Below are 21,767 nucleotides of genomic sequence, written 5' to 3'. Positions count from 1 at the left end.
GTTTTTTGCTCATGGATTTGAAGTATTGATTATAGAATTTGCAAATTGAGGATTTACTAATAGTTGAACTGTTCACCAAAATGTGAACACTTAATATAGTGAATTTATTACTTCGAGAGTTTCTTTGTTATCAATTTCTCTAAGTTCCTTTATGACGTGTGAATATGTATCGCTTGTTGTAATTGTACTTCTATGTCCAAGGCGTTCGGATACATAGATTATTGATCTTCTTTTATATAATAAGAGGCTTGCGTGGGTATGTCTTAGGGCATGAAAAGTAATGATTTGTAAGTCTAGTTTAGATAAAAAATGCCTGAGTCTTTTATTTGCAGAAGCATTTGTATAAAGAAATTCATTCGGTTTATTAGATTCAAATAAGAGTTTAGAATCATTGGCTGAATTGTTCATTTTTAAATAGGCTTTTAATATTTCAGTTGTGTTTTGATCAATTTTAATTGTTCTAGTCATTTTACCTTTTGTCTCGCCAAAATCCTTCTCTTTTTCCTTCCATGCCCTTTCAACATATATATACCCTTCTCTTAGGTTTAAGTCAGAGTGTCTGAGTGCAGCAATCTCACCATATCTCATTCCCGTTGTAATTCCGATTAATATCATGAGTGAGCCTAAATTAGGCTTTTTTGATTGGCTTAAGCATTGATTGATATCTTTAACAATTTCCCGAGTGAGTAGCTGTGTCTCAGAGAAGCTTAAATGCTTCTCTGATGATTTTTTTGCTTCCTTCGTAAAGTGAATATGAACTTTTCTAGTGAAATCAATATCGATTAGACCTTCATCTATTGCATCCTTAACACATGATCGTACGTGTTTGTTTAACTTGTTGACTGTTTCAAAGCTTCTTCCTTCACCGTACCAGTCAATGAACTTCTGGTAGTCTCTTTTATTTATTTCTCTTAAAGGTGTATTTTTAAAGTGATTCCGTACCCCGTTCAAATTATTTATATATCTAAGAAATGTAGCATTAGATACTTTATCTTTTTTGTAAGTATTAATCCATTCTTCAAAGTAGTTACTTATGGATATACTATTAAATTGAGGTGTTTTTCCACGTCTCATTTTATGTTCTATTTCTTCAGCAGCTAATTTAGCTTCTTTTTTAGTTCTGAACCCTCCTTTTCTTAAAGGGGAGGGTTTGCCATCAATCATTCGGGAAATGGTGTATTGCCACTTTCCATTTTTCCTTTGTTGATAACTCGCCATTCTAACATCTCCTGAACCTACAAGTTTAAAAAATTAACACGGTAATCCACAATTTGTTCTATTTCATAGTATAAATAAGGTTTTAAATATTCTTTTATATATTCTTGAATGTAATAAGGATATTTTAATTCGTTTAATTTTTCATAAGTTTCATCATAAAAATCTGGAATTTCAATATCAATATGATCTGGATTCCTATAATCAAAACCTACTTCGACTATTAACTCCAGAATGTTTTTTTCCCCTTCGTACAAAATCTCTGCCTCAATTATCCACCTTGCTACATCATTAGTAATTCGGCCATTACCATCATTCAAAATATCTTCACAATCTGTCCAAATATCTATTACTTTATAATCAATTTGGATTTCTTCATAAGACAAAATGTCTTCTGGTCTACAATTTAATAGCTTACATAATTCTTCTAAAGTATCGAACTGAATCCCGTTAGATTTATTATGGTATAACTTGCTTATTGTGGTGCGTGAAATGTCAGTTTTTGATTTTAGTTTAGCCATTGACATTCCTTGTTCAGCTAATATTAGTCTTAACTTTGAAAATATCTTATGAATAATAACCACCTCTTTAAAGTTCTTTATTAGTTCCTTTATATTATCATTATAACCAAAAAGTACAACATTGTATACTTTTTGTGTTGACAAAGGACCAAAATGAACGTATTATGATTATAACAAAACGTACATTTTGGTGTACTTTTTGTTCACTTTAGTATTCTTTTGTGGAGGGAGGTATTTTTATGCAAAGGTTTGCGATTGAAGTACAAGTTCCAATTCCCGAAGATAAAGTTTTGCTATCCAGAGCAGACTTTGAGGAATTGAAGGGGAAGGAATTGTCTGGTGTCTATTGGTCAATGAAAGACTTGGAAGCAAGAACCAACAAAAAAAGTGAGTGGATCAAAGAGAACATTCTTTACCCTTCTGAATTTAAGGGGATTTTGGATGTGGAGAACGGAGGGTTTGTATACTACCCAAAAGTGAAAGGGGAGAAATGGGTCTTTCATGCTCAGAAAATGGCTGACTTTTTAGATGAATACTTTCATCAAATTTTTAATAATTAGTGCCAAAACTACGACTTATTTGACTTACTCACTATTTTTCCCACGTCAGAAGTGGTCTCTATGTAAGTCATTAGAAAACTTATATTGAATTAGGAGGAATGCGGATGCGAACAAACTGGGAAGAACCAATTCCTGTTCAGGTTAATAAATTGCCGGAGTTTCCAGTTGAAGTATTACCTGATTGGATTCAGTCTTTTGTCACTGAGATATCTGACAGCCTTAATGTGAAGACTGATATTGTATCATCTGTTGTTCTTGGAGCATTAGCAACTTGTCTGACAAGAAAGTACACGTTTTATTACCCAAAATCTAATTGGAAATTGGATTTAAATTTGTATACTTTATCACTAGCGCCTCCAGGAACTAAGAAGGATGCAGTTCATCAATACGCTTTTGACCCACTATATAAACAGCAAATCTATAAGTTGAATTATAATGATGAACAAGAAAACAAACTTAAAGTTGATATGGAGTTAAAAATAAGCCAGTACGAAAAGTTAATCAAAAGCAGTAAAGATGATGCGAAGGAACAGGCAACTGAACTATTGGACGAGGTTAAGAAGTTAGAGAGAAAATTGAATGAAGAGAAATTTTTAATCTCTGGTGATATTACCAATGAAAAAACAATTGAGATGATGCAATATAACGGAGAGACTTTAACTATTGCAACACCAGAGGCATCTGAATTAGTTGATCACTTTTTTGGGAGATATACAAAAAGTGGTGGAAGCCTAGATTTCTTTTTGAAAGCATGGTCGGGGTCATATTATTCAAAATCAAGATTAACAAGAAGTGACATTATAGTTCATAACCCATTGATCACTTTAAATTTGCTAACCCAACCAACAGAAGTGTTTAGGTTTAATAAAACTGCACACAGAGGTTTGTTACAGAGGTTTCTCGTTGTATACCCTGATAAATATCCACTTAAGGATTTTCAATTAAGCACAATTGAACAACGTGTTGTAGAAACATATAACGAGAATATAGAAAAACTTTTTCGTTTAAATCCGAGTGACAGAAATAAATTTATTGGTGTTGAAGAATCTGCAACAGACGCATTTGAAAATTTTTACATGAAGGTAACGACTGAATCTTACAAGGATGTAAGTAAATTGACAGAGGAATGGCTTTCAAAAGCTACTTCAAACCTTATTAGAGTAGTTTGCTTATTAAAGGCCTCAGAGAGAGAGAATTTGGATAGTGGGAAACAAGTAGTTTTATCATGTGACGACATTAATAAGATGGAAGTATTATTTCATTATTACTATGGACACTTTAAAAATGTGAACGATATGATTCAGTGTAATAAGGAATCAGGTGAGAGTGGTCTTTCCTTTTTCTTTAGACGACTATTAGAACTGAATGAATCACTTGGAAGCAGAGGGGAAATTCCAGGAGCAAAGATTAATAATCACATTAAGAAGTTTAATAGTAATGAACGGCTGATAATGTATGAGCTTCTTGAGGAACATAATCTTATAAAGTTTGTAAGGAAAGGTAGTTCAATTACTGTCTTTCTAAATCCTAAACTAAAAAAAATGTCTTTGAATGAAGCACTAGGCTACATCAAAGACAACAAGCAATACTTTAGATAATTAAATTATAACACTTTTAAACAGAAGTGTAAACACTATTGACCTGTCTGGATTGCTGTTGTATCAATGGTTTAACGTCTTTTAGAATTCTAAATGTTTACAAACCTTAGTTTTGAACATAAGTGGTATGAGTTTGACTGTTTGTAAACATTTTTTAATCAAATCATTGGTATGACGGCAACTTCTAGACATTAAAGTGTATACAATTAAACAAGTAACTAAATGGAAGAGGTAATTATATGAATGAAACATCTATAAAAGAATACTCTTTCATTGCGACATTTCTTGTAGGTAATATTTTCACAGTTGAACTTCCTATTCGATCACTTTTAGCAACAGATGAAGACGATGCAAAACAACAAGCAATAGCGTTCTTTTTAGATTGTAAAATGGGGAAGTTAGTATACAGCCTAAAACAAGATAAGATGATTTATATTGACGGGTTTAACAATGCTCGTATGATTTCGAGGATGGATGGTTTGTCACTCAACACGATTGAAGAAGAGAGTCAAGAGAATTTAACTTACCATGAATGGAAAAAACGTATATTAAATGAGCTACATGAAGATGTTATGGAACGCAATTTAATATTTGAAGTAATTAATTTTAGAATTGAACAAGTGAATGAATAATAAGCCAATTAAAGCTAGTAATCTATGTTTCACTAAGCAATTAACTTACTCCTTAACACATACCTTAAAAGTTATGGTCGCATGAGAAAGAATTTTAAGGATACTTTAATAGACAATTTTAAGGAATTTAAAGATGTTTAAACCGTTGGTGTGACAACATTTCAAGTACTATAAACAGGATATGAATATAAGGGGATTTTACTAAGAAGTGAAGAGGTAGGTTGTAGCGAAACCCCTTGTGCGAAAACTACCTCTGAACAGTCATTTTGATAATCAAAACTTGTAATGGAGGGTTAAGTATTGTTTGACCTAGTACCTGATTATTACGAAAAGTTAGATGATAAACGCATAGAAATAATGGATGATTTAACTAGATTTCGAGCTTTAACGAAAGAACAAATTCATCGAAAGCACTTTGATGGAAAAGGATATCATGTAAACAACATACTGAGTGAATTACGAAAGAAGGGATATGTTAAGTCTGATACTCTTAAAGGGAGTCGAGTTGGAAAGAGGGGTTATTCATACTATAAGATAACGGATAAAGGTATTGACCTACTTTATGCCTATGGTAAAGAATACTTAACTGAAGTGAAAGAACCTTATCTTAGGAATAACCAGTTAAAATACATTCTATCTGCAAATGAAGTACTTTTACATTTAGAAGAAGCAGGTTGGCAGGCTCTAGATAGTCGAGCTGTAAAGTCTAAATATGAACTTGATCGTAGGGATAATATTCTAGGAGAGTTAGTTACACCAAATGAAGAAAATTACGGTATATATATACTAGAACAGAATTCAGATATTCGTACTATTGGTCGAATTCAAAGTGAAATTGTTGCCAATTCTAATAATATATCTAATTACATGATTTTTGTAAAAGGGGAACAGTCATATAATAAATTTATTGATTCAGGTGTAAGAACTCAGTTACACACTGCATATAAAGTTAAATTAATTCCATATAAAGTGGGAGTTCAGATAATGAGCGCCTTTCCGAATGAGGAAGAATGGGTTAAAACATTAGGAGAGAAGTTTAACTTTGATGTATTAACCACGAAACGACAAGAAAATGGGTCAACCAGTCAGTCATTTCCTTATTTGATACGCCACAACGGTCAAGAAAAATATCTTGTAGATATGAGCTTTAGTGATCTGTCTCTTTCGCATAAAGTAAATGCCTATGTTGAATCAGAATATCGCTGGGAGAAACGGCCACTCTTTATTACTTATATGATGGAGCAGTCAATTTATATGATTGGTAACAAAGCACAACAAATAACAGAAAAGCAACAAATATCAATTGAAGATTACAGCAACATTATTGGTGAAAACAAACCTAACGTAATACAGGTTTGAAAAATAAATGTAAAGGTATAATTTGATGGTGTTATTTGTGTGAAGGCGAACCATATCATCGTTAATGGTAAACCATGCTGTTAAAACTACACTTAAGTAAGAGTAAATTTGTCGAGTATTAGAGAATAAGGGAGTGAGGTACACTTACTTCACTCTCCCTTCATTCTCTGCGTCAATCCTACGAGAAACATCAAGTTGGAGCTCGCTTTATAATAGGTTTGGTTTCCTCAGTCAAAATAATATCTTCACCGTTTACACTGACAACGGTTAATGCATCTTCATCATAACCAATTTCTTTAAGTATCCCTCCAAAATATTTAAGGCATGTATGAACTCGAATGACATCCCCTGTGGTAAAGGATCAATCTTACGACTCAGCACATTAGTAAGGGTGCGATAAAACAAATTACAGATACTTTTAGGATAGACCTTTGGTAAAACTCTTTGTTAAAAAATCAGTTTACCTATTGGTATTCTGGTATCACCTCATAGTGAGAGGTATCCGACAGAAGGCCTATAGAATTTATATACTATTTTTTCCTTTTCTATTGTTTTACTTCAGTACTATCTATAAAATAAAAATTAAGTATAAAAAAAGTAAGAGTAGGTGACTTCAACGTGGAAGTTAAACTGTTTCAGAGAACACAACGAGATTTAGCAGATTCTATTAATCAAGTAATCGATAAATATTGGGAAGATTCTATTAGCGAACATGAAATGGTCGTTATGATTAAGAAATTACATGTCAATAATGAAAAGAAGCTCATAAAAGATGGCAGGTACACAACGGTTATTCGTCAACAGTGTGGTAAGAGAAGATTAGAGGTTGTTACCAATGTACTGCAATCAAGTGAGCATTACTCTATTTAAGATGTATTGAGGGAGTGAATGCTGTGAGAGAAGAGTTAATTGAAATGGTTGAAAAAGAGACTGAAAGTATTAAGCTCAAAAGACATCAATTAATCTATATTGTTCAACCTTCGTTGAAGAAAGATTTACGGGTTGTTTCACAAAAATTAAATGTACCTTACATAAATCTAAACCTTGAACTAAGCAAAGAATTAATGGATGTTCCACTAATTAAAAGGCCTAGAAAAGTGAATCAACTTGTGAAACAAATTGTTAAGGATCACGAAGCAAGAACATTGGTTTTAGATCATATTGAAATATTATTTGACCAAAACTTACAACAAAATCCCGGTATCTTATTAGAAGATGTCAGTAGGAATGTTACATTGATTGTAGGTTGGAAAGGTAGTAGTCAACATCACAAACTCATATATGGTGAACCTGGTCACAATGAATATTTTACGTATGACAATCCAGAAGGAATTATTATAAACGATAATTAAGAGGAGGAAATTATTCATGAAATACAATGATTTACTACATTTTGAACCGATAGAATCTGTTGTACAGTTAACAGATGCCGATGAAAAAGAAAGTGCTTTTAATTTGCTAGATACATATGTCATTTCAGAGCGTATGGCTGAAACTTTAGAAGAATTAGTAGTGGAACAGTTACAATTTAACCGTCCTGCAGATAATAAGGGTATGTTAATAGTGGGTAATTACGGGACAGGTAAGTCTCACTTAATGAGTGTGATCTCAACTATTGCTGAATTAGATGGTGCTAGTGAAAGAATTCAAAATGAAAAAGTAGCTCAAAAGTCAAAAGAAATTGAAGGTAAGTTTAAAGTTATCAGAACAGAGATCGGAAGCGTTCAAACTTCCTTTAGAGATATTATTTGTGGTGCTATCGAAGATGGTTTAGAAGAAATAGGGGTAGATTATACTTTTCCGGAAGCAGACGAAATTATAAACAATAAAGATGCTCTAATAGAGATGATGGCTGCATTTCATGAGGTTTATCCAGACCAAGGTTTACTTTTAGTTGTTGACGAACTATTAGATTACTTAAGGGGAAGAAAAGAGCAAGAATTATATCTTGACTTAGGGTTTTTAAGAGAACTAGGTGAAATATGTAGTAAAACTAAATTCCGTTTTATAGCGGGCGTACAGGAAATGCTATTTGATAACCCAAAATTCCAATTTGTGGCTGAACAACTTCGTCGTGTAAGAGAAAGGTTTGAACAAATTAGTATTGTACGAGAAGATATTTCTTTTGTTGTATCACAACGTCTACTGAGAAAGGATGATAAGCAAAAGGCCTTAATTCGTGAGCACCTACAAAAATTTACCAACCTATATGATCGCTTAGGTGAAGAGCTCGATCAGTATGTTAATTTATTTCCTATACACCCTTCATACTTATCAACCTTTGAAAAAGTAACTGTAGCAGAAAAACGAGAGATACTAAAAACATTAAGTCATGAAATTAGAAAAATTATGGATGAAGAAGTGCCAGAAGATCAACCTGGTTTGATTGCATTTGATAGTTACTGGCCATATATTGAGTCGAATTCATCATTGAAGAGCGATCCAGACATAAAAGAAGTTATGACTAAGACGAAAATCTTACAAGATAAAGTAGAAAATGCTTTTACGAAACCTATCTATAAACCGATGGCCAGAAGAATTGTCCGTGCACTAGCGGTGTTTAGGTTAACAACTGATGACATCTATGCTCAGTTAGGTCTTACACCAGAAGAGTTAAGAGATAATTTATTCTTACACATTGATTTGTTAGATGATGACGATGCGGCTGATTTCCTAAAGACAACTGTAGAATCTGTTTTGAAAGAAATTCAAAAAACTGTTAGTTATCAGTATATTTCTGCAAACGAATCAAATGGGCAATACTTCTTAGATATAAAGAAAGATGTAGCCGTCGATGATTTAATTGAACAAAAAGCTGAAGGATTGGTTGATGACCAGTTAGATCGTTATTATTTTGAAGCATTAAAATTAGCCACTCAGGTCGCTGATTCAACATACGTAACTAACTATAGAATATGGTTACATGAATTAGCTTGGCCTGTTCGTAAAGTAACAAGACAAGGATATATGTTTTTTGGAGCACCAAATGAGCGCTCAACAGCACAACCACCGAGGGATTTTTATATTTACCTATTACAGCCTTTTGCTCCACCAAAATTTAAAGATGAGCAAAAATCAGATGAAGTATTCTTTAAACTTGTCGATAAAGATGAAACGTTCATGCGTGCTTTAAAACTTTATTCTGGGGCAAAGGAGATGGCTACAACTGCAGCAAGTAGCACAAAGAAACTTTATGAATCTAAAGCGGGTACTTATCTAAAGGAACTTGGTACTTGGCTAAGGGAGAATTTGACCACAGCTTTTGAGATAACTTATAAAGGTAAAACTGATCGAGTAGCAGAATATGGTATGTTTATTCCAGTTGGGGCAAGTGTACGCGAAGTGATTGATTCAGTTGCTTCGGAATGTCTAAGTCAGCATTTTGATTCAAAGTATCCTGATTACCCTTCGTTTGGTAAATTGCAAAGCCCAATGACTAAGGAAAGTTTATCCACTTATGTACAAGATGCTCTAAAAAATTTGAATGGTGCTAATACAAGACAAGGTTATGCTATTTTAAATGGGCTCGTGTTATTGGATGAAAAAGATAAGATTAACCCTCGACAATCCGGTTATGCGAAATGGGTAATAGATAAACTAGACCATAAAGCACAAGGTCAAGTTATAAACCATTCTGAGTTCATAGAAGATGTGTATACGAGCCAAGGTACAGAGGATATAAAGCAAACAATCGAATTCAACATGGAACCTGAGTTGTTTTCAGTTATTCTAGCTGCTTTAGTTAAGAACGGAGATATCGTCATTACAATTGATGGTAAAAGTTATGATGCTATGAATTTTGATGAGTTAGTTAAAGTTCCACTAAAAGGTTTTACTAATTTCAGTCACATTAAAAAACCTAGTGGCTTACCAATGCCAGCTATTCGAGCAATCTTTAACCTATTAGACATTGACGAAGCTTTAACTCGTGAACAAGCACTTCAAATGGGAATTGCACAGATGGTAAGTGAGTCACGAAAATTAGTAGAAGATGTTGCAAAAATGCTGAATGATCTAAAAGGCGGCTTCCCTATATGGGAAGGAAATGTCTTATCTGATACTGAGATTCAAAATTATAGAGAGCAATTAGAAACATTAAAAGATTTCTTAGAAAAACTTCAAGCTTATAATACAAAAGCAAAACTACAGAACCTAAAATATTCTGTTGAAGATATTGAAGGATATGAAAAATCATTAAAACTTCTAAATGAACTTAAAGCTCTAAGAGAGAAAACTACTGAATATGGACAGGAAATAACTTATCTTCAAACTGCTCAACATCAGTTACCGCAAGGTTATGATTGGCATGAAAAATTAGAAAATACAATTGAAGATCTAATCCATGCTCTAAAGGAAAGTGGAAAGACACAAAAAGAGTACCAGACCATTCAAGAATTAAAGCAAAAGTATATTGAATTGTATATGGAATTGCATAATCAATTCCGTATTAACGCTACTGAAGATAATGAAAAAAGTAAATTGCTAAATGACAAGAGGCATCAAGCGTTAAAAGATTTATCGAATATTGATATATTACCATCTCAAGTATTACAGGATTGGCAAGAAAGATTAAATTCATTAAAGCCATGTTGGAGTTTAACAAGAGAAGATTTACAGCAGAACACAGTTTGTCCACATTGTCGTTTTAGACCTAAGGATGAAAATACGCAAAAAGTAGATGGTTTAGAGACATTCGATGAAGAGTTAGATGACATTTTAGAAAATTGGACAGAATCGTTACTTACGAATTTAAAAGACAGTGAAGTCAGTAGAAGTATTGAACTATTAAATAACGATGAAAAGCAGGTTGTGAATGCATTTCTTAATCAAGCTAACTTATCATTACCAATTGATGTTAAACTAATTCAGACTATCAAAGAGTTATTCCAAGGTATTGAGAAAGTTGAAGTATCAATAGATGAACTCAAGGAAGCATTTGCTAATGGTTCACCATTAACAGTTGTTGAAGTCAGGAACCGTTTTGAAGCAATGTTAAGAGAACAAGTTGGAAATTCCCCATCCGAACGAGTAAGAGTTATGTTGAAACAATAAATAATGGAGGTACTAATTATGTCTAATGATAATGAACAATTATCAATGTTTAACAAACATAAGGATGAGCAAAAAAATAACCATGTAACCGTACTAGGAATGACTTTTAAAAATGATCAAGAAAGAAGGGAGTATTTTACTGAAGAATTAAGAAAAAAACTACCTGAGTTAAAGAATATTGAAGGTTTCCCGGTAGGTGAGGATGAAGATATCCTTGCCTTATCCGATCCACCTTATTATACTGCGTGTCCTAACCCTTGGATTAACGATTTTATAAAAAAATGGGTTACTGAAAAGAGCGAATTAGACAGTACTCTCCAAATGAAAAAAAAACCGCCATTTACGGCTGATATAAGTGAAGGGAAAAGTCATCCTATATATATGGCACATAGTTACCATACGAAGGTACCTCATAGGGCGATTATAAGATACTTATTACATTATACACAGCCTGGAGATATAATATTTGATGGTTTTGCGGGAACTGGTATGACAGGGATAGCTAGCACTCTATGTGATGATGAAGAAGAATTAAAGGCGTTAGGATATAATGTAATTGGCGATGAGATTTATGATGATATGAATAAGTTAGTATCTAAAAAAGGTAGGAGATATTCCATATTAAACGATTTATCTCCCATCGCTACTTTTATATCCAAAAATTTTAATAATGAGTTGGACAAAGATACATTTGAAAAGGAAATTTATCAAATTTTAACAGAATTAAAAAATGAATTTGGATGGATGTTTACAACATTTCATAATGATAAAGAGGCTGAAGTGAACAATATAATATGGAGTGATGTTTTTACTTGTCCCAATTGTACACAAGAACTTATTTATTGGGATATTGCTATTGATATTGAAAAAAACAATATGAATTCCACATTTATTTGTACTAATTGCGCGTCTGAATTAAATAAGAAAAAACTAGAAAGAAAATATGAAACAGTTTATGATATTGACTTAGGGAAAACTGTTGAAAAAGCTAAAATGACACCTGTTCAAATAAATTATACTTTTAATGGCGTTAATTTAAGTAAGACACCGGATAAAACAGATTTATATAAATTAAAAAAAATTAATGATTTAGAAGTTAATTGTAATTTGCCCTTTTACAAGTTACCTAATGGTATAAACACTTCACAACCTATAAAAAGTCACGGTTTCACTCATGTTCACCATTTTTTTACTAGAAGAAATAATATTATTTTAGGTCAATTTTATAAGAAAATTAAAAACTTACCTTTTAGAGACACAGCATTATTTTTATTAACATCATCTTTAACTAACTTGTCTTATTTATATAGATGGAGAGCTAATGGCAAAGGCGGGGCAACTTCGGGGACTTTATATGTATGTTCAACGCCTCAAGAAAACAATCCATTTAAACAGTTAAATAGAAAATTAAATGATATATTAAAAATCCTAAACCAAGAGCAAAGTGCAGCTATAACCACTCAGTCTTTAACAAATCTAGAAATAGAAGAAGAATCTATAGATTATGTTTTCACTGATCCTCCATTTGGTTCTAATTTAATGTATTCAGAACTGAACTTATTATGGGAAGCGTGGTTAAAAGTTTTATCAGACAATACAAATGAAGCTATAATTAATAAGGTACAAAGAAAAAGGTTACCAGAATATCAAAAATTAATGGAAACTTGTTTTAAAAATTATTATAAAGTATTAAAACCAGGTAAATGGATGACAGTTGAATTTAGTAACTCTCAATCTAGTGTATGGAACGCTATACAAGAAGCGATTCAAAGGTCTGGATTTATTATTGCAAATGTGTCGACACTAGATAAAAAACAAGGTAGTTTTAAAGCCGTTACTTCTACAACAGCTGTTAAACAAGATTTAATTATTTCTGCTTATAAGCCAAATAAGGAAATGATTTCCAATATGAGTAGTTACCATAAAACACAAAAGTCTGCTTGGGCATTTGTTAAACAACACTTAGAAAAATTACCAGTATTCATTGGTAAAAAAGGAGACGCAGATATAATAATCGAGCGTACGCCAAGAGTCCTTTTTGATAGAATGGTAGCTTATCATGTTCAAAATGGATTTCAAGTACCTTTGTCATCTGCTGAATTCCAAGAAGGGATTTCTCAACACTTTCCGATGAGAGATGGTATGGCTTTTCTAGAAAATCAAGTTGCTGAATATGATAAGAAAAGAATTTTAGTAAAAGAATTCACACAAACTAGTTTATTTGTTTCAGATGAAAACAGTGCGATTGAATGGATTCGTCAACAATTAATGCAAAAGCCTCAAACTAGACAAGATTTACACCCTAGTTTTATGAAAGAAATACAACATATTGATAAACATGAATTGCTTCCTGAACTAGATCAGTTATTAGAACAGAATTTCTTGCAATACGATGGAGGCAGTGCTGTTCCGGATCAAGTAGCGAGTTACCTTAAGCAAAATTATAAGGATCTACGTGGTACGGATAATAACAATACTGAAATGAAAAACAAAGCCATGAACCGTTGGTATGTACCTAATCCTAATAAACAAGCAGACCTTGAAAAATTACGTGAGAAATCTCTATTACGTGAATTTGAAGCTTATGTTGAAGAAGTTAGTAACAGTCGTAAGAAATTAAAACAATTCCGCACAGAGGCTATACGTGCAGGATTTAAGAAAGCTTGGAGCGACAAGGATTATCAAAAAATTGTAGATGTGGGTGAACGTTTACCTGAAAAAGTTATACAAGAAGATGACAAACTGTTGATGTATTTTGATAATGCTCAAATCAGGTTAGGCTTATAATAGAAAGTTTGGTGTTATATATGGTTAGTTGGAGAGATGAAGTTATAGAGGTATTTAGTAATCAGGTTCCTACTTTATATTTGGTTTCTGATCCAGATGGCTTGTTGTATGACGAGTTAGTTCTAAAAGAACTGAAAGATAGAAAAATTGAGATGGTTGATATTAAGGATAATATAAATTTTAGGTATATTTTCGAATCAAAATATCGAAGTGCTGTTGTTAATAAACTATTAACGTTAGTCATTAGAACTGATTCAACAGACTATAATGAACTGCCATATGATTTATTGAATATGGGAATCCAACATAAATTATCTTTATCAAACATTTTTCCTCAAATGTCTTATCCAACTATAAAACAATTAAGTACTACAGACTTAGATGTCTTGTATACTGTTTATAAGCAGTATCAAGGCTCTTCGTCTAAAATTGAAACAATTAGATTTTTATTAAATAAGGTTTATAGAATTTACCCAGAACTAATAGAGACAACATCAGACCTAATGAAATTTTTACTTTCACACCATTATCAAAAGGTTCATCTACCAGAAGAGTTAGAAACATATATAATAGAGACTTTAAAACAAAATGTTATGCTTAAACCGTTCCCTGTAGAGGAAATGGTAAGATCAAGAAGTTACTTTTATTCATATCTTCAAAATGAATGGGATGAATATGTATCTCAGTTAGTAAATGAAAGTGAACAGGTAAATGACCCAGTCAATTCTCAATCCTATTATCATACTGAACATTCATTTTCTCACCCGGATGTTAGAAGACTGATGAATGATCTTTTTTATGAGAATAAATTGCAACCTATAAAAGGATATCATAAAGAAAAATTGCCATCTTGGACTCATCCTGGCATTGTTACTGATACAAATGATGATTTAAAAGAAAGATTATATAAATTGAATGATATCATTTCAGAGAAATTAGAACATGGTTTATCTTATAAAAGCTGGATAGAAATTGCTTCCTTATATGGTGAATGCGGTTATCTGTTTTATCAGATGCAATCTAGTGATGAAGAAATAAGGTCGAAGTACAATGATTTATCAAACCGGGTAAATGAACAGTTTGAGATATGGATGTTTGAGAATTATGGGACATTGTATAATATCCCTTACTATCCAACACCTGTGATGGTTGATAAAATTCCTCATTATTTAGAAAGTTTAAAGAGGGACAAAGTAGCTTTAGTTGTACTTGATGGGATGAACTTTATGCAATGGAGTCAAATCAAACAATATCTATCTAACAATAATATCAAGGTTCAAGAAAGTGGAACTTTTGCATGGGTACCTACGTTAACATCTATATCTAGACAAGCTATTTTTTCAGGTAAATTGCCTATGATGTTCTCAGATAGTATTCATACTACAAATAAGGAAGAAAAACTCTGGAAAACATTCTGGGAAAATAGTGGTATTTCTAGGCAGAAAGTATCCTATCAAAGATCTCTAGGACAAGGTTCGTTTAAAGATACACAAATTGAAGCGCTTAATAAAAAGAATATAAACGTAGCTGGATTAGTAGTTGATACGATTGATGAATTAACACACGGAGCTATTCAGGGACACAAAGGCATGAATGCAGAAATAGATATCTGGCTTAAAGACAATTATTTGCTAGAATTAATTACAAGATTAAGCAAAGCTGGGTATTCGGTTTTCCTTACTTCAGACCATGGAAATACTGAATGTGTTGGTATTGGTAGATTATCTGATGGTGTATTAGTTCATTCTAAAGGTGAGAGAGTAAGAATCTATAATGACCAAGTAACAAGAGATGAAAGGATGAAAGAATATTCACTAACCAATTGGCCTAAAATCGCTATACCCGAAAATATGCATGTACTATTAGCAAATGATAATAAAGCTTTTATACCTAAAGGACAGCATGCAGTTAGTCATGGGTCTATTAGTTTGAGTGAAGTAATCGTTCCGTTTGTTGAAGTTAAACTATAATGATAATGAGGGATGAACATGTCAAAATCAGTAGGGTTCGACCAGAAGATTTTATTACATCAATTAAATTTTACTTTAAGCGAAGCTAGAAGAACGGAAAGAAAAGGTATGTACGAGAAACTTGATGAATTCCTTATTGATGACATTAAAGGTGTTAAGTCAAGAAAGAACGCTGCTACAATGCTGATGAAGATTTGGTATTTAGTCAGTGATGATTATAAAAACCTACAAAGTAAGGCGTTTGAATTATACCCTGATTTAAGTAGTCAAGAACGATTGGCGCTTCATTATGGTATGACTATACTAGCTTATCCGTTCGTTAAAGATTTAGTTCGAGAAATGGGAAAGTTATTTAAATTACAGGATGAAGTCCCGGCTCACCAGGTTGGACGTATTATGAAAAACTTTTATGGTGACAGAAGAAGAGTAGAAGTTGCTACAAGCGCTGTATTAATGAGTTTAAAATCTTGGGGGATTATTCAACCTAGTGAAAAAAGACATATATATAAATTAAATGAGAAAGTATCACTAGAATCAAATGAGATGAAAAAGTGGTTAGCAGAAGTTATTATTCGTGCTTCGGAAGGCAAAGCAATAACGCTGGATGAAATAAACACCAATTCGTTAGTTTTCCCATTTGATTATTCTATTTCTTCGTCAGAGTTAAGTGATGAAGGTTTTGAAGTTAACAGACAAGGATTAGACATGATAATGGTAGGAGTTAAATAGCCCTTATTCGGATGAATAAGGGTCATTTATTATCGCTTACGGGGGTGAAAGACATGTTAGAAGAGGGATCTATAGTGAAGGGTTCACAATTTCCGGAAACTGTCACAGTAAAAAAATGTGAACAACTAGATCACCAGTTTTATGTTATTGAAGCGATTGGTAGAGATACCAATAAGTACTATGAATTAATGTTAGAGGAGACAGAAATAGATGCATTGGAAATGCTTAACCAAAACAATGAATATCAAAATTTATCGGCAGAAACCATCCAACATTTCCTACAATACTATACCATTTTAAATGAGTGTCATTATAAACAATCAAGAGCGTTAGGTAATAATAATGTTATACCATTACCTCACCAAATTGAAGCTGTATATAGCCGAATGTTACAGTCGCCAAAAGTACGCTACTTGTTAGCTGATGACCCTGGTGCAGGTAAAACCATTATGTCAGGAATGCTCATTAAGGAACTAAAAGCAAGACAGAGTATTGATAGAATATTAATCTTAGTTCCACCACTTGTATTAAGACAATGGCAAGAGGAACTAGAAGTGAAATTTAACGAATCGTATACTATCATTAACAGACACACTCTTAAAGGAAATGGTAATAAAAATCCTTTCGTTGCAAATGATTACTGTTTAGCTTCTATGTATTGGGCGTCAAGAGATGATATCAAAAGTTTAATTAATGAAGCGGATTTTGATTTAGTGATCGTTGATGAAGCTCATAAGATGGCTGCATATACTTATGGTGTACATAAAAAAAGAACCAAGCGAACACGTTTATATCAATTGGGAGAATCGTTATTAAATAAAACTGAACATACTGTTTTGCTGACAGCAACACCTCATAAAGGTGACATGGAAAATTTCCGTCATTTAATGAGGCTATTAGACAATGATATTTTTTCATCCATTTCAGCTAATGAAAGCTTAAAAGAAAAAAGCAATCCATTTATTATTCGTCGATTAAAAGAGAGCATGACGAATTTTGATGGGACACCAATATTCCCGAAAAGAACAACAAAAACTATTAACTATCAATTATCCGATGAAGAATTGAAGCTATATGATTTAGTGACAGAATATGTACGAGAACATTTCAATAGGGCAGTCAATAATGGAAGTAATAGTACGGCTTTTGCGATGATGTTATTACAACGTCGTTTAAGCTCTTCTATTGAAGCAATACACCTTTCATTGAAGCGGAGAAAGAAACGTCTAGAAAAGTTGTTGGATGTAACCTTAAAAGAAAGAAAAAAGTATCTCGCTAAATTGAAACAGGTAGAACTCGATGACTATGATGAGGAATCATCTGAAATAATTGAAGATATTGAGAAAAAATTACTATACTCCATCGACGATATAGATCCTGAAGAATTAAAAGTTGAAATTAGAGAACTTGAAAAATTAATCAATCAATCAACTTATGTTAGAAATAATTTCGTAGAACGAAAATATAAAGAACTTGAAGAAACTTTATTTGGTGTTAATGGATTACTAAATAAAAATGAAAAAATATTAATCTTCACTGAATCAAAAGATACACTTAAATACCTTGAAAAACAATTATTAAACAGAGTACCATCTGTAGCTAAAATTGTTGGTGATTTCCCAATGGAAGAAAGAAGAAAACAAGTTGAATTGTTTAAGAATGAAGCCCAAATAATGCTAGCAACAGATGCCGGTGGTGAATCGATAAATTTACAATTTTGTAATCAAATGATCAATTATGATATACCATGGAATCCAAATAGATTAGAACAGAGAATGGGGCGTATTCATCGAATAGGACAAAAGAATGAAGTTTTTGCATTTAATCTAGTAGCAGGAAATACTAGAGAAGGTAATGTTATGGTTCGCTTAATCGAAAAAATGGAACGTATGAGATCAGATTTAGGGACGGATTCTGTTTATGACTTTATAGGGGATGTCTTAGAAGATCGCTATGATAGTTTAGCTAACTTAATGCAAGAGGCTATTATTAACCGCGAGAAACTAAATGAAATCATTGAAAATATGGAAAAATCGCTATCAGAAGAACACCAAGATTTACTAAAACAACTAAAAGAAGAAAAGTTAGATGAAGATACTATTAATTTACCTGAACTAAGAAAAGAACAAAATGATATTGCTATCAACCAATTGCCAGCAAGAGAGTATAGTGATTTTATAACACGCATATTTAAGGATAAAAATATAAGAGTGTATGAATCTAATGAGGGTTATGTAAAACGGATAGAGCGTTTACCAAAATCGATCCGTGACTTAGTAGCAAAACAAAATATACCTTTAGACATATCTGAAACAATCCGTTATACAGGTTATCATGAGTATGAAAATAATAATACAATCATAGTTGATGTCGATTCACTATTGTTAAAGTTAGCACTTATTTTAACTGAAAATGAACTCGACCAATATGCTCTAGGTAGGTATATGGTATCGTATCCAATTTCCGAGCCATTATCTATAGAATTTTATTTGATCGAAATCCAGGATGGAACAGGCGAATTACTTAAAAAGGAGTATATCTTTTTAGCTAAACGAGAAAATGGGGAAATTATTCACATTGATCCTTATTGGCTTTATCAAAGTAAATTAACTGGTGAAGGTGTACAACTAAATGAAAACATGAGTGCACTGAAAAATGAAGTATTAAGGAAATCGATAAAAATTAGGGATGAAATCAAGGAGAAACGAGAAAATCAGTTAAATAAAATGAAATCATTTTTAGAAAAGACTTATAGAGCTCAATATGAAGATACGTTTAAAAAGTTAGAAGAATATCAACAAGATAACATTGATAATAAAAATAGCGCTTTAATTAACCAAATGAATGCAAAGTTAATTGACATTGAGCACAAAAAGGAAGAACGGATGAGTTTGATAGAAAGGCAAACGAACATCGGACTGACTCCGCCGAAACAGCTTATTCAATTGGAAGTAACACCAAATGGAAGTATAGGCAGGTTAATATCAACGGACTATAAAGATATTATTGAAAACTATGAAAAACAAAACGACAGGCGTGATATAAAGACTTATAACCCATTGTCATTAGTAGATTTTTATAGTGAAAAAATCAACGGTGAATCAAGATTTATTATTTTAACTGAGTCAGCAGATTACTTCCCAGATGAAGGTTACTTAGAAGATTTAAAAGATATTTTAGAAAATGTATTTATTTATGTAGTTCAGGATAGTGAAGTAGTTGAAGAGAGGAAAATTACTGAAGAAATTATAAATATTTAAAGAATGATACTACTGAAATACCTGGAGATGTTTTTTTACTTTAAAAGTAATAACTTAGCTTAATTTAATTAACGAGGTGAGAAGGTTGGAAGACTATCTTGTGCGAAGGTTTGATTTTTATAAGTATGAAAATTTATTAAAAGATAAGACGGAGTTTATTGAAAGCCTTTCACAAACTTTAAAGCAATCAGGTGTAGATGGTGGATTAGACTTTATAAAGTCCTCTGGAATCTGTGTGGATATTTTTGGGTCAAATAAGTATGAAAAACTTTTAAATGAATCTATAGAAATTATACGTGAACATGGTGGGATTGATGCAGAAGAAAGCATAGAGGCTTTATTAGAAGATAAGAGGTTAGCTGAAAGTATTATAAATATGTTTAACCATACTAGAGCGTCTTATTTTCTAGAGAATGAAGAAGTAGAAGACGATTATAAAGTAGCATCTTTTCTTTTAGCACTTGAAGTCTATTTGAGACAATGCTCTGAAAATAATATTAAACTGGATTATGAATCACTTTCTTCATTACTCCCTAATAATGAAGAGCTAAACGGTTTACCAAAGAAAGAAAGAATTGTACTTAAAGCAAACATGTTTGATGCAGCAGCTGAGTCAACTGGGATGATCTTAAAGTTTTTTTCGTATAATAAATACAAATTTAAAGGAGTTAAAAGAAATATTTCTCCGAAAAATATTAAAACTTCATCAGCACACTTATTATTTAGTGAGGTTTGGCTTCAATTAAATGAAGCAATAGATAATTGGAAGTATTCAGAAGGTACATTTAAAGTGAAAGGTGATACAGTTGAAGTAAAATTAGATAAAGTATTACAGCTTAATAATTATATCTCAAATGAAAGGTTCCAAAATCTTAGAGATGGTTGGCATATGAGTTTCATCGGTGAGTTGAAAAGCAAAGGCATTATAGAGAACGAGGAGTCTCTTCTTGATTCGATACATAAAAATAAGCTGGATAGATTATTCATGTTTATCTATTTTGGTTCTGCTGAATTAAAGGAAGAAATAGAAAGTATATCTCTAGAAGATTGGCTTAGTGCGTATAATATACTTATTAAAGAATCCAGACGATTTTTAAGAAGACAGAAAAAGATTAAAGCTACTAACTTAAATAAAATTTGTTTGTGTAAAAAAAGGGTGGATTGGGTAAGAATATTTAATCAAAATGGTTTTAGTGTTGCCGATGCAAATATAATTATTGACATTTTCACTTTTTCTAAAAGTTCAGAGGATTTATTTGATTGTCCAATGGTAGAAATTGATGACGAATTTCTAGTCGTTGTCCCCTCGGTTACAGCTAATTCAGATCCAACTAGAGCACTTGCTTCTAATTTTGTAAATAAGAATTATAATTTGAATTTTAAGGGTTATGGTTTTGAGGAGAGAACTAAACAAGTGTTAAATCAAGCCGGAATAACTTGTGAAAGCTTATATAGGAAAGATAATGGAACTGAATATGAATGTGATGTTGCATTTGTTAAAGATGATGAACTGTTTTTTGTAGAATGTAAAGCCAATATTCAGCCGTACACAACTAGACAGCACTGTAACCAGCTGAAGAAAATGCATGAGGATACACAGCAGTTAAATCGAATAGTAGATTATTTTTCTAAGAATATTGGTATAGTTAATGACAGGTTAGGCTTACCTGAGGATTTTAGGCCAACCAAAATTAACAAAATTGTACTAACTACATCTATGGTCGGACAAAAAATCTGGATAAACAATTGTAGCATAATAGATGAGTCTGCTTTTACTATGTTTTTTGATCGTACTCCTCCTGTTTTAAAGTACTATGACAAAGGAGAAGTATCAGATATACCTAGTGATAAATTTGATATTTATGAAGGAAGAATATCAGCAAATAAATTAAGAAAATTCCTGAAACATCCACCTCAAATTACGGTATCTGAAGCATTATTTGAAAGTAAATCTTATAAATTACCATTACTAAATGTAGAGATGGACGGGGTCTTAAAAGTTAATAAAACAATGCACGTGGGAGCGGAATTAAACCCCAAAGAAAAAACGTTAACTGATAAATTTTTTGGTTTACCCTTTTAAA

General features: G+C 32.2%; 14 protein-coding genes. 12 read left to right on the top strand and 2 right to left on the bottom strand.

Annotated features, from left to right (window positions below):
- Positions 1-90: 90 nt before the first annotated feature.
- Both AHA02nite_RS12570 and AHA02nite_RS12565 read right to left on the bottom strand, forming a co-directional pair.
- A complete protein-coding gene (locus AHA02nite_RS12570) occupies positions 91-1,218 on the bottom strand; it encodes a tyrosine-type recombinase/integrase (protein ID WP_146817831.1) in 1,128 nt (375 codons plus the stop codon).
- 17 nt (positions 1,219-1,235) lie between these two features.
- On the bottom strand, positions 1,236-1,799 hold the full coding sequence (locus tag AHA02nite_RS12565) for a helix-turn-helix domain-containing protein (protein WP_281284103.1): 564 nt from the start codon (positions 1,797-1,799) through the stop codon (positions 1,236-1,238).
- Between the two features lie 176 nt (positions 1,800-1,975).
- Here AHA02nite_RS12565 and AHA02nite_RS12560 point away from each other — a divergent pair, with 176 nt between their 5' ends.
- From AHA02nite_RS12560 to AHA02nite_RS12505, 12 genes are all read left to right on the top strand, one after another.
- A complete protein-coding gene (locus AHA02nite_RS12560) occupies positions 1,976-2,296 on the top strand; it encodes a DUF771 domain-containing protein (RefSeq protein WP_146817826.1) in 321 nt (106 codons plus the stop codon).
- A 104-nt stretch (positions 2,297-2,400) separates the two neighbouring features.
- Positions 2,401-3,894 (top strand): DUF3987 domain-containing protein, encoded by a 1,494-nt coding sequence (locus AHA02nite_RS12555; protein WP_170236104.1) that lies wholly within the window; start codon positions 2,401-2,403, stop codon positions 3,892-3,894.
- A gap of 239 nt (positions 3,895-4,133) precedes the next feature.
- Positions 4,134-4,526 (top strand): hypothetical protein, encoded by a 393-nt coding sequence (locus AHA02nite_RS12550; protein WP_146817821.1) that lies wholly within the window; start codon positions 4,134-4,136, stop codon positions 4,524-4,526.
- 300 nt (positions 4,527-4,826) lie between these two features.
- Complete coding sequence (locus AHA02nite_RS12545) at positions 4,827-5,885, top strand: replication-relaxation family protein (RefSeq protein WP_146817818.1); 1,059 nt, start codon at positions 4,827-4,829, stop codon at positions 5,883-5,885.
- Between the two features lie 618 nt (positions 5,886-6,503).
- The gene (locus AHA02nite_RS12540) at positions 6,504-6,755 is read left to right on the top strand and encodes a TIGR04540 family protein (protein ID WP_146817816.1); all 252 of its coding nucleotides are present in this window, start codon (positions 6,504-6,506) and stop codon (positions 6,753-6,755) included.
- Positions 6,756-6,778: 23 nt separating this feature from the next.
- A complete protein-coding gene (gene brxF / locus AHA02nite_RS12535) occupies positions 6,779-7,237 on the top strand; it encodes a BREX-3 system P-loop-containing protein BrxF (RefSeq protein WP_170236103.1) in 459 nt (152 codons plus the stop codon).
- 16 nt (positions 7,238-7,253) lie between these two features.
- The gene (locus AHA02nite_RS12530; RefSeq protein WP_146817812.1) at positions 7,254-10,937 is read left to right on the top strand and encodes a DUF6079 family protein; all 3,684 of its coding nucleotides are present in this window, start codon (positions 7,254-7,256) and stop codon (positions 10,935-10,937) included.
- Positions 10,938-10,955: 18 nt separating this feature from the next.
- Entirely contained in the window at positions 10,956-13,724 is a 2,769-nt protein-coding gene (locus tag AHA02nite_RS12525; protein WP_146817810.1) for a DNA methyltransferase, read from the top strand.
- A 20-nt stretch (positions 13,725-13,744) separates the two neighbouring features.
- A complete protein-coding gene (gene pglZ, locus AHA02nite_RS12520) occupies positions 13,745-15,694 on the top strand; it encodes a BREX-3 system phosphatase PglZ (RefSeq protein ID WP_146817808.1) in 1,950 nt (649 codons plus the stop codon).
- Between the two features lie 18 nt (positions 15,695-15,712).
- Positions 15,713-16,423 carry a hypothetical protein gene (locus tag AHA02nite_RS12515; RefSeq protein ID WP_146817805.1) on the top strand — a complete coding sequence of 237 codons (711 nt, stop codon included), beginning with the start codon at positions 15,713-15,715 and terminating at the stop codon, positions 16,421-16,423.
- Positions 16,424-16,476: 53 nt separating this feature from the next.
- A complete protein-coding gene (locus AHA02nite_RS12510; protein WP_146817803.1) occupies positions 16,477-19,683 on the top strand; it encodes a DEAD/DEAH box helicase in 3,207 nt (1,068 codons plus the stop codon).
- Between the two features lie 85 nt (positions 19,684-19,768).
- The gene (locus AHA02nite_RS12505; RefSeq protein ID WP_170236102.1) at positions 19,769-21,766 is read left to right on the top strand and encodes a hypothetical protein; all 1,998 of its coding nucleotides are present in this window, start codon (positions 19,769-19,771) and stop codon (positions 21,764-21,766) included.
- Position 21,767 lies beyond the last annotated feature (1 nt).

The organism is Alkalibacillus haloalkaliphilus (assembly GCF_007991275.1).
Lineage (GTDB): Bacteria > Bacillota > Bacilli > Bacillales > Alkalibacillaceae > Alkalibacillus > Alkalibacillus haloalkaliphilus.
This window is presented reverse-complemented; position numbering and strand designations above follow the sequence as displayed.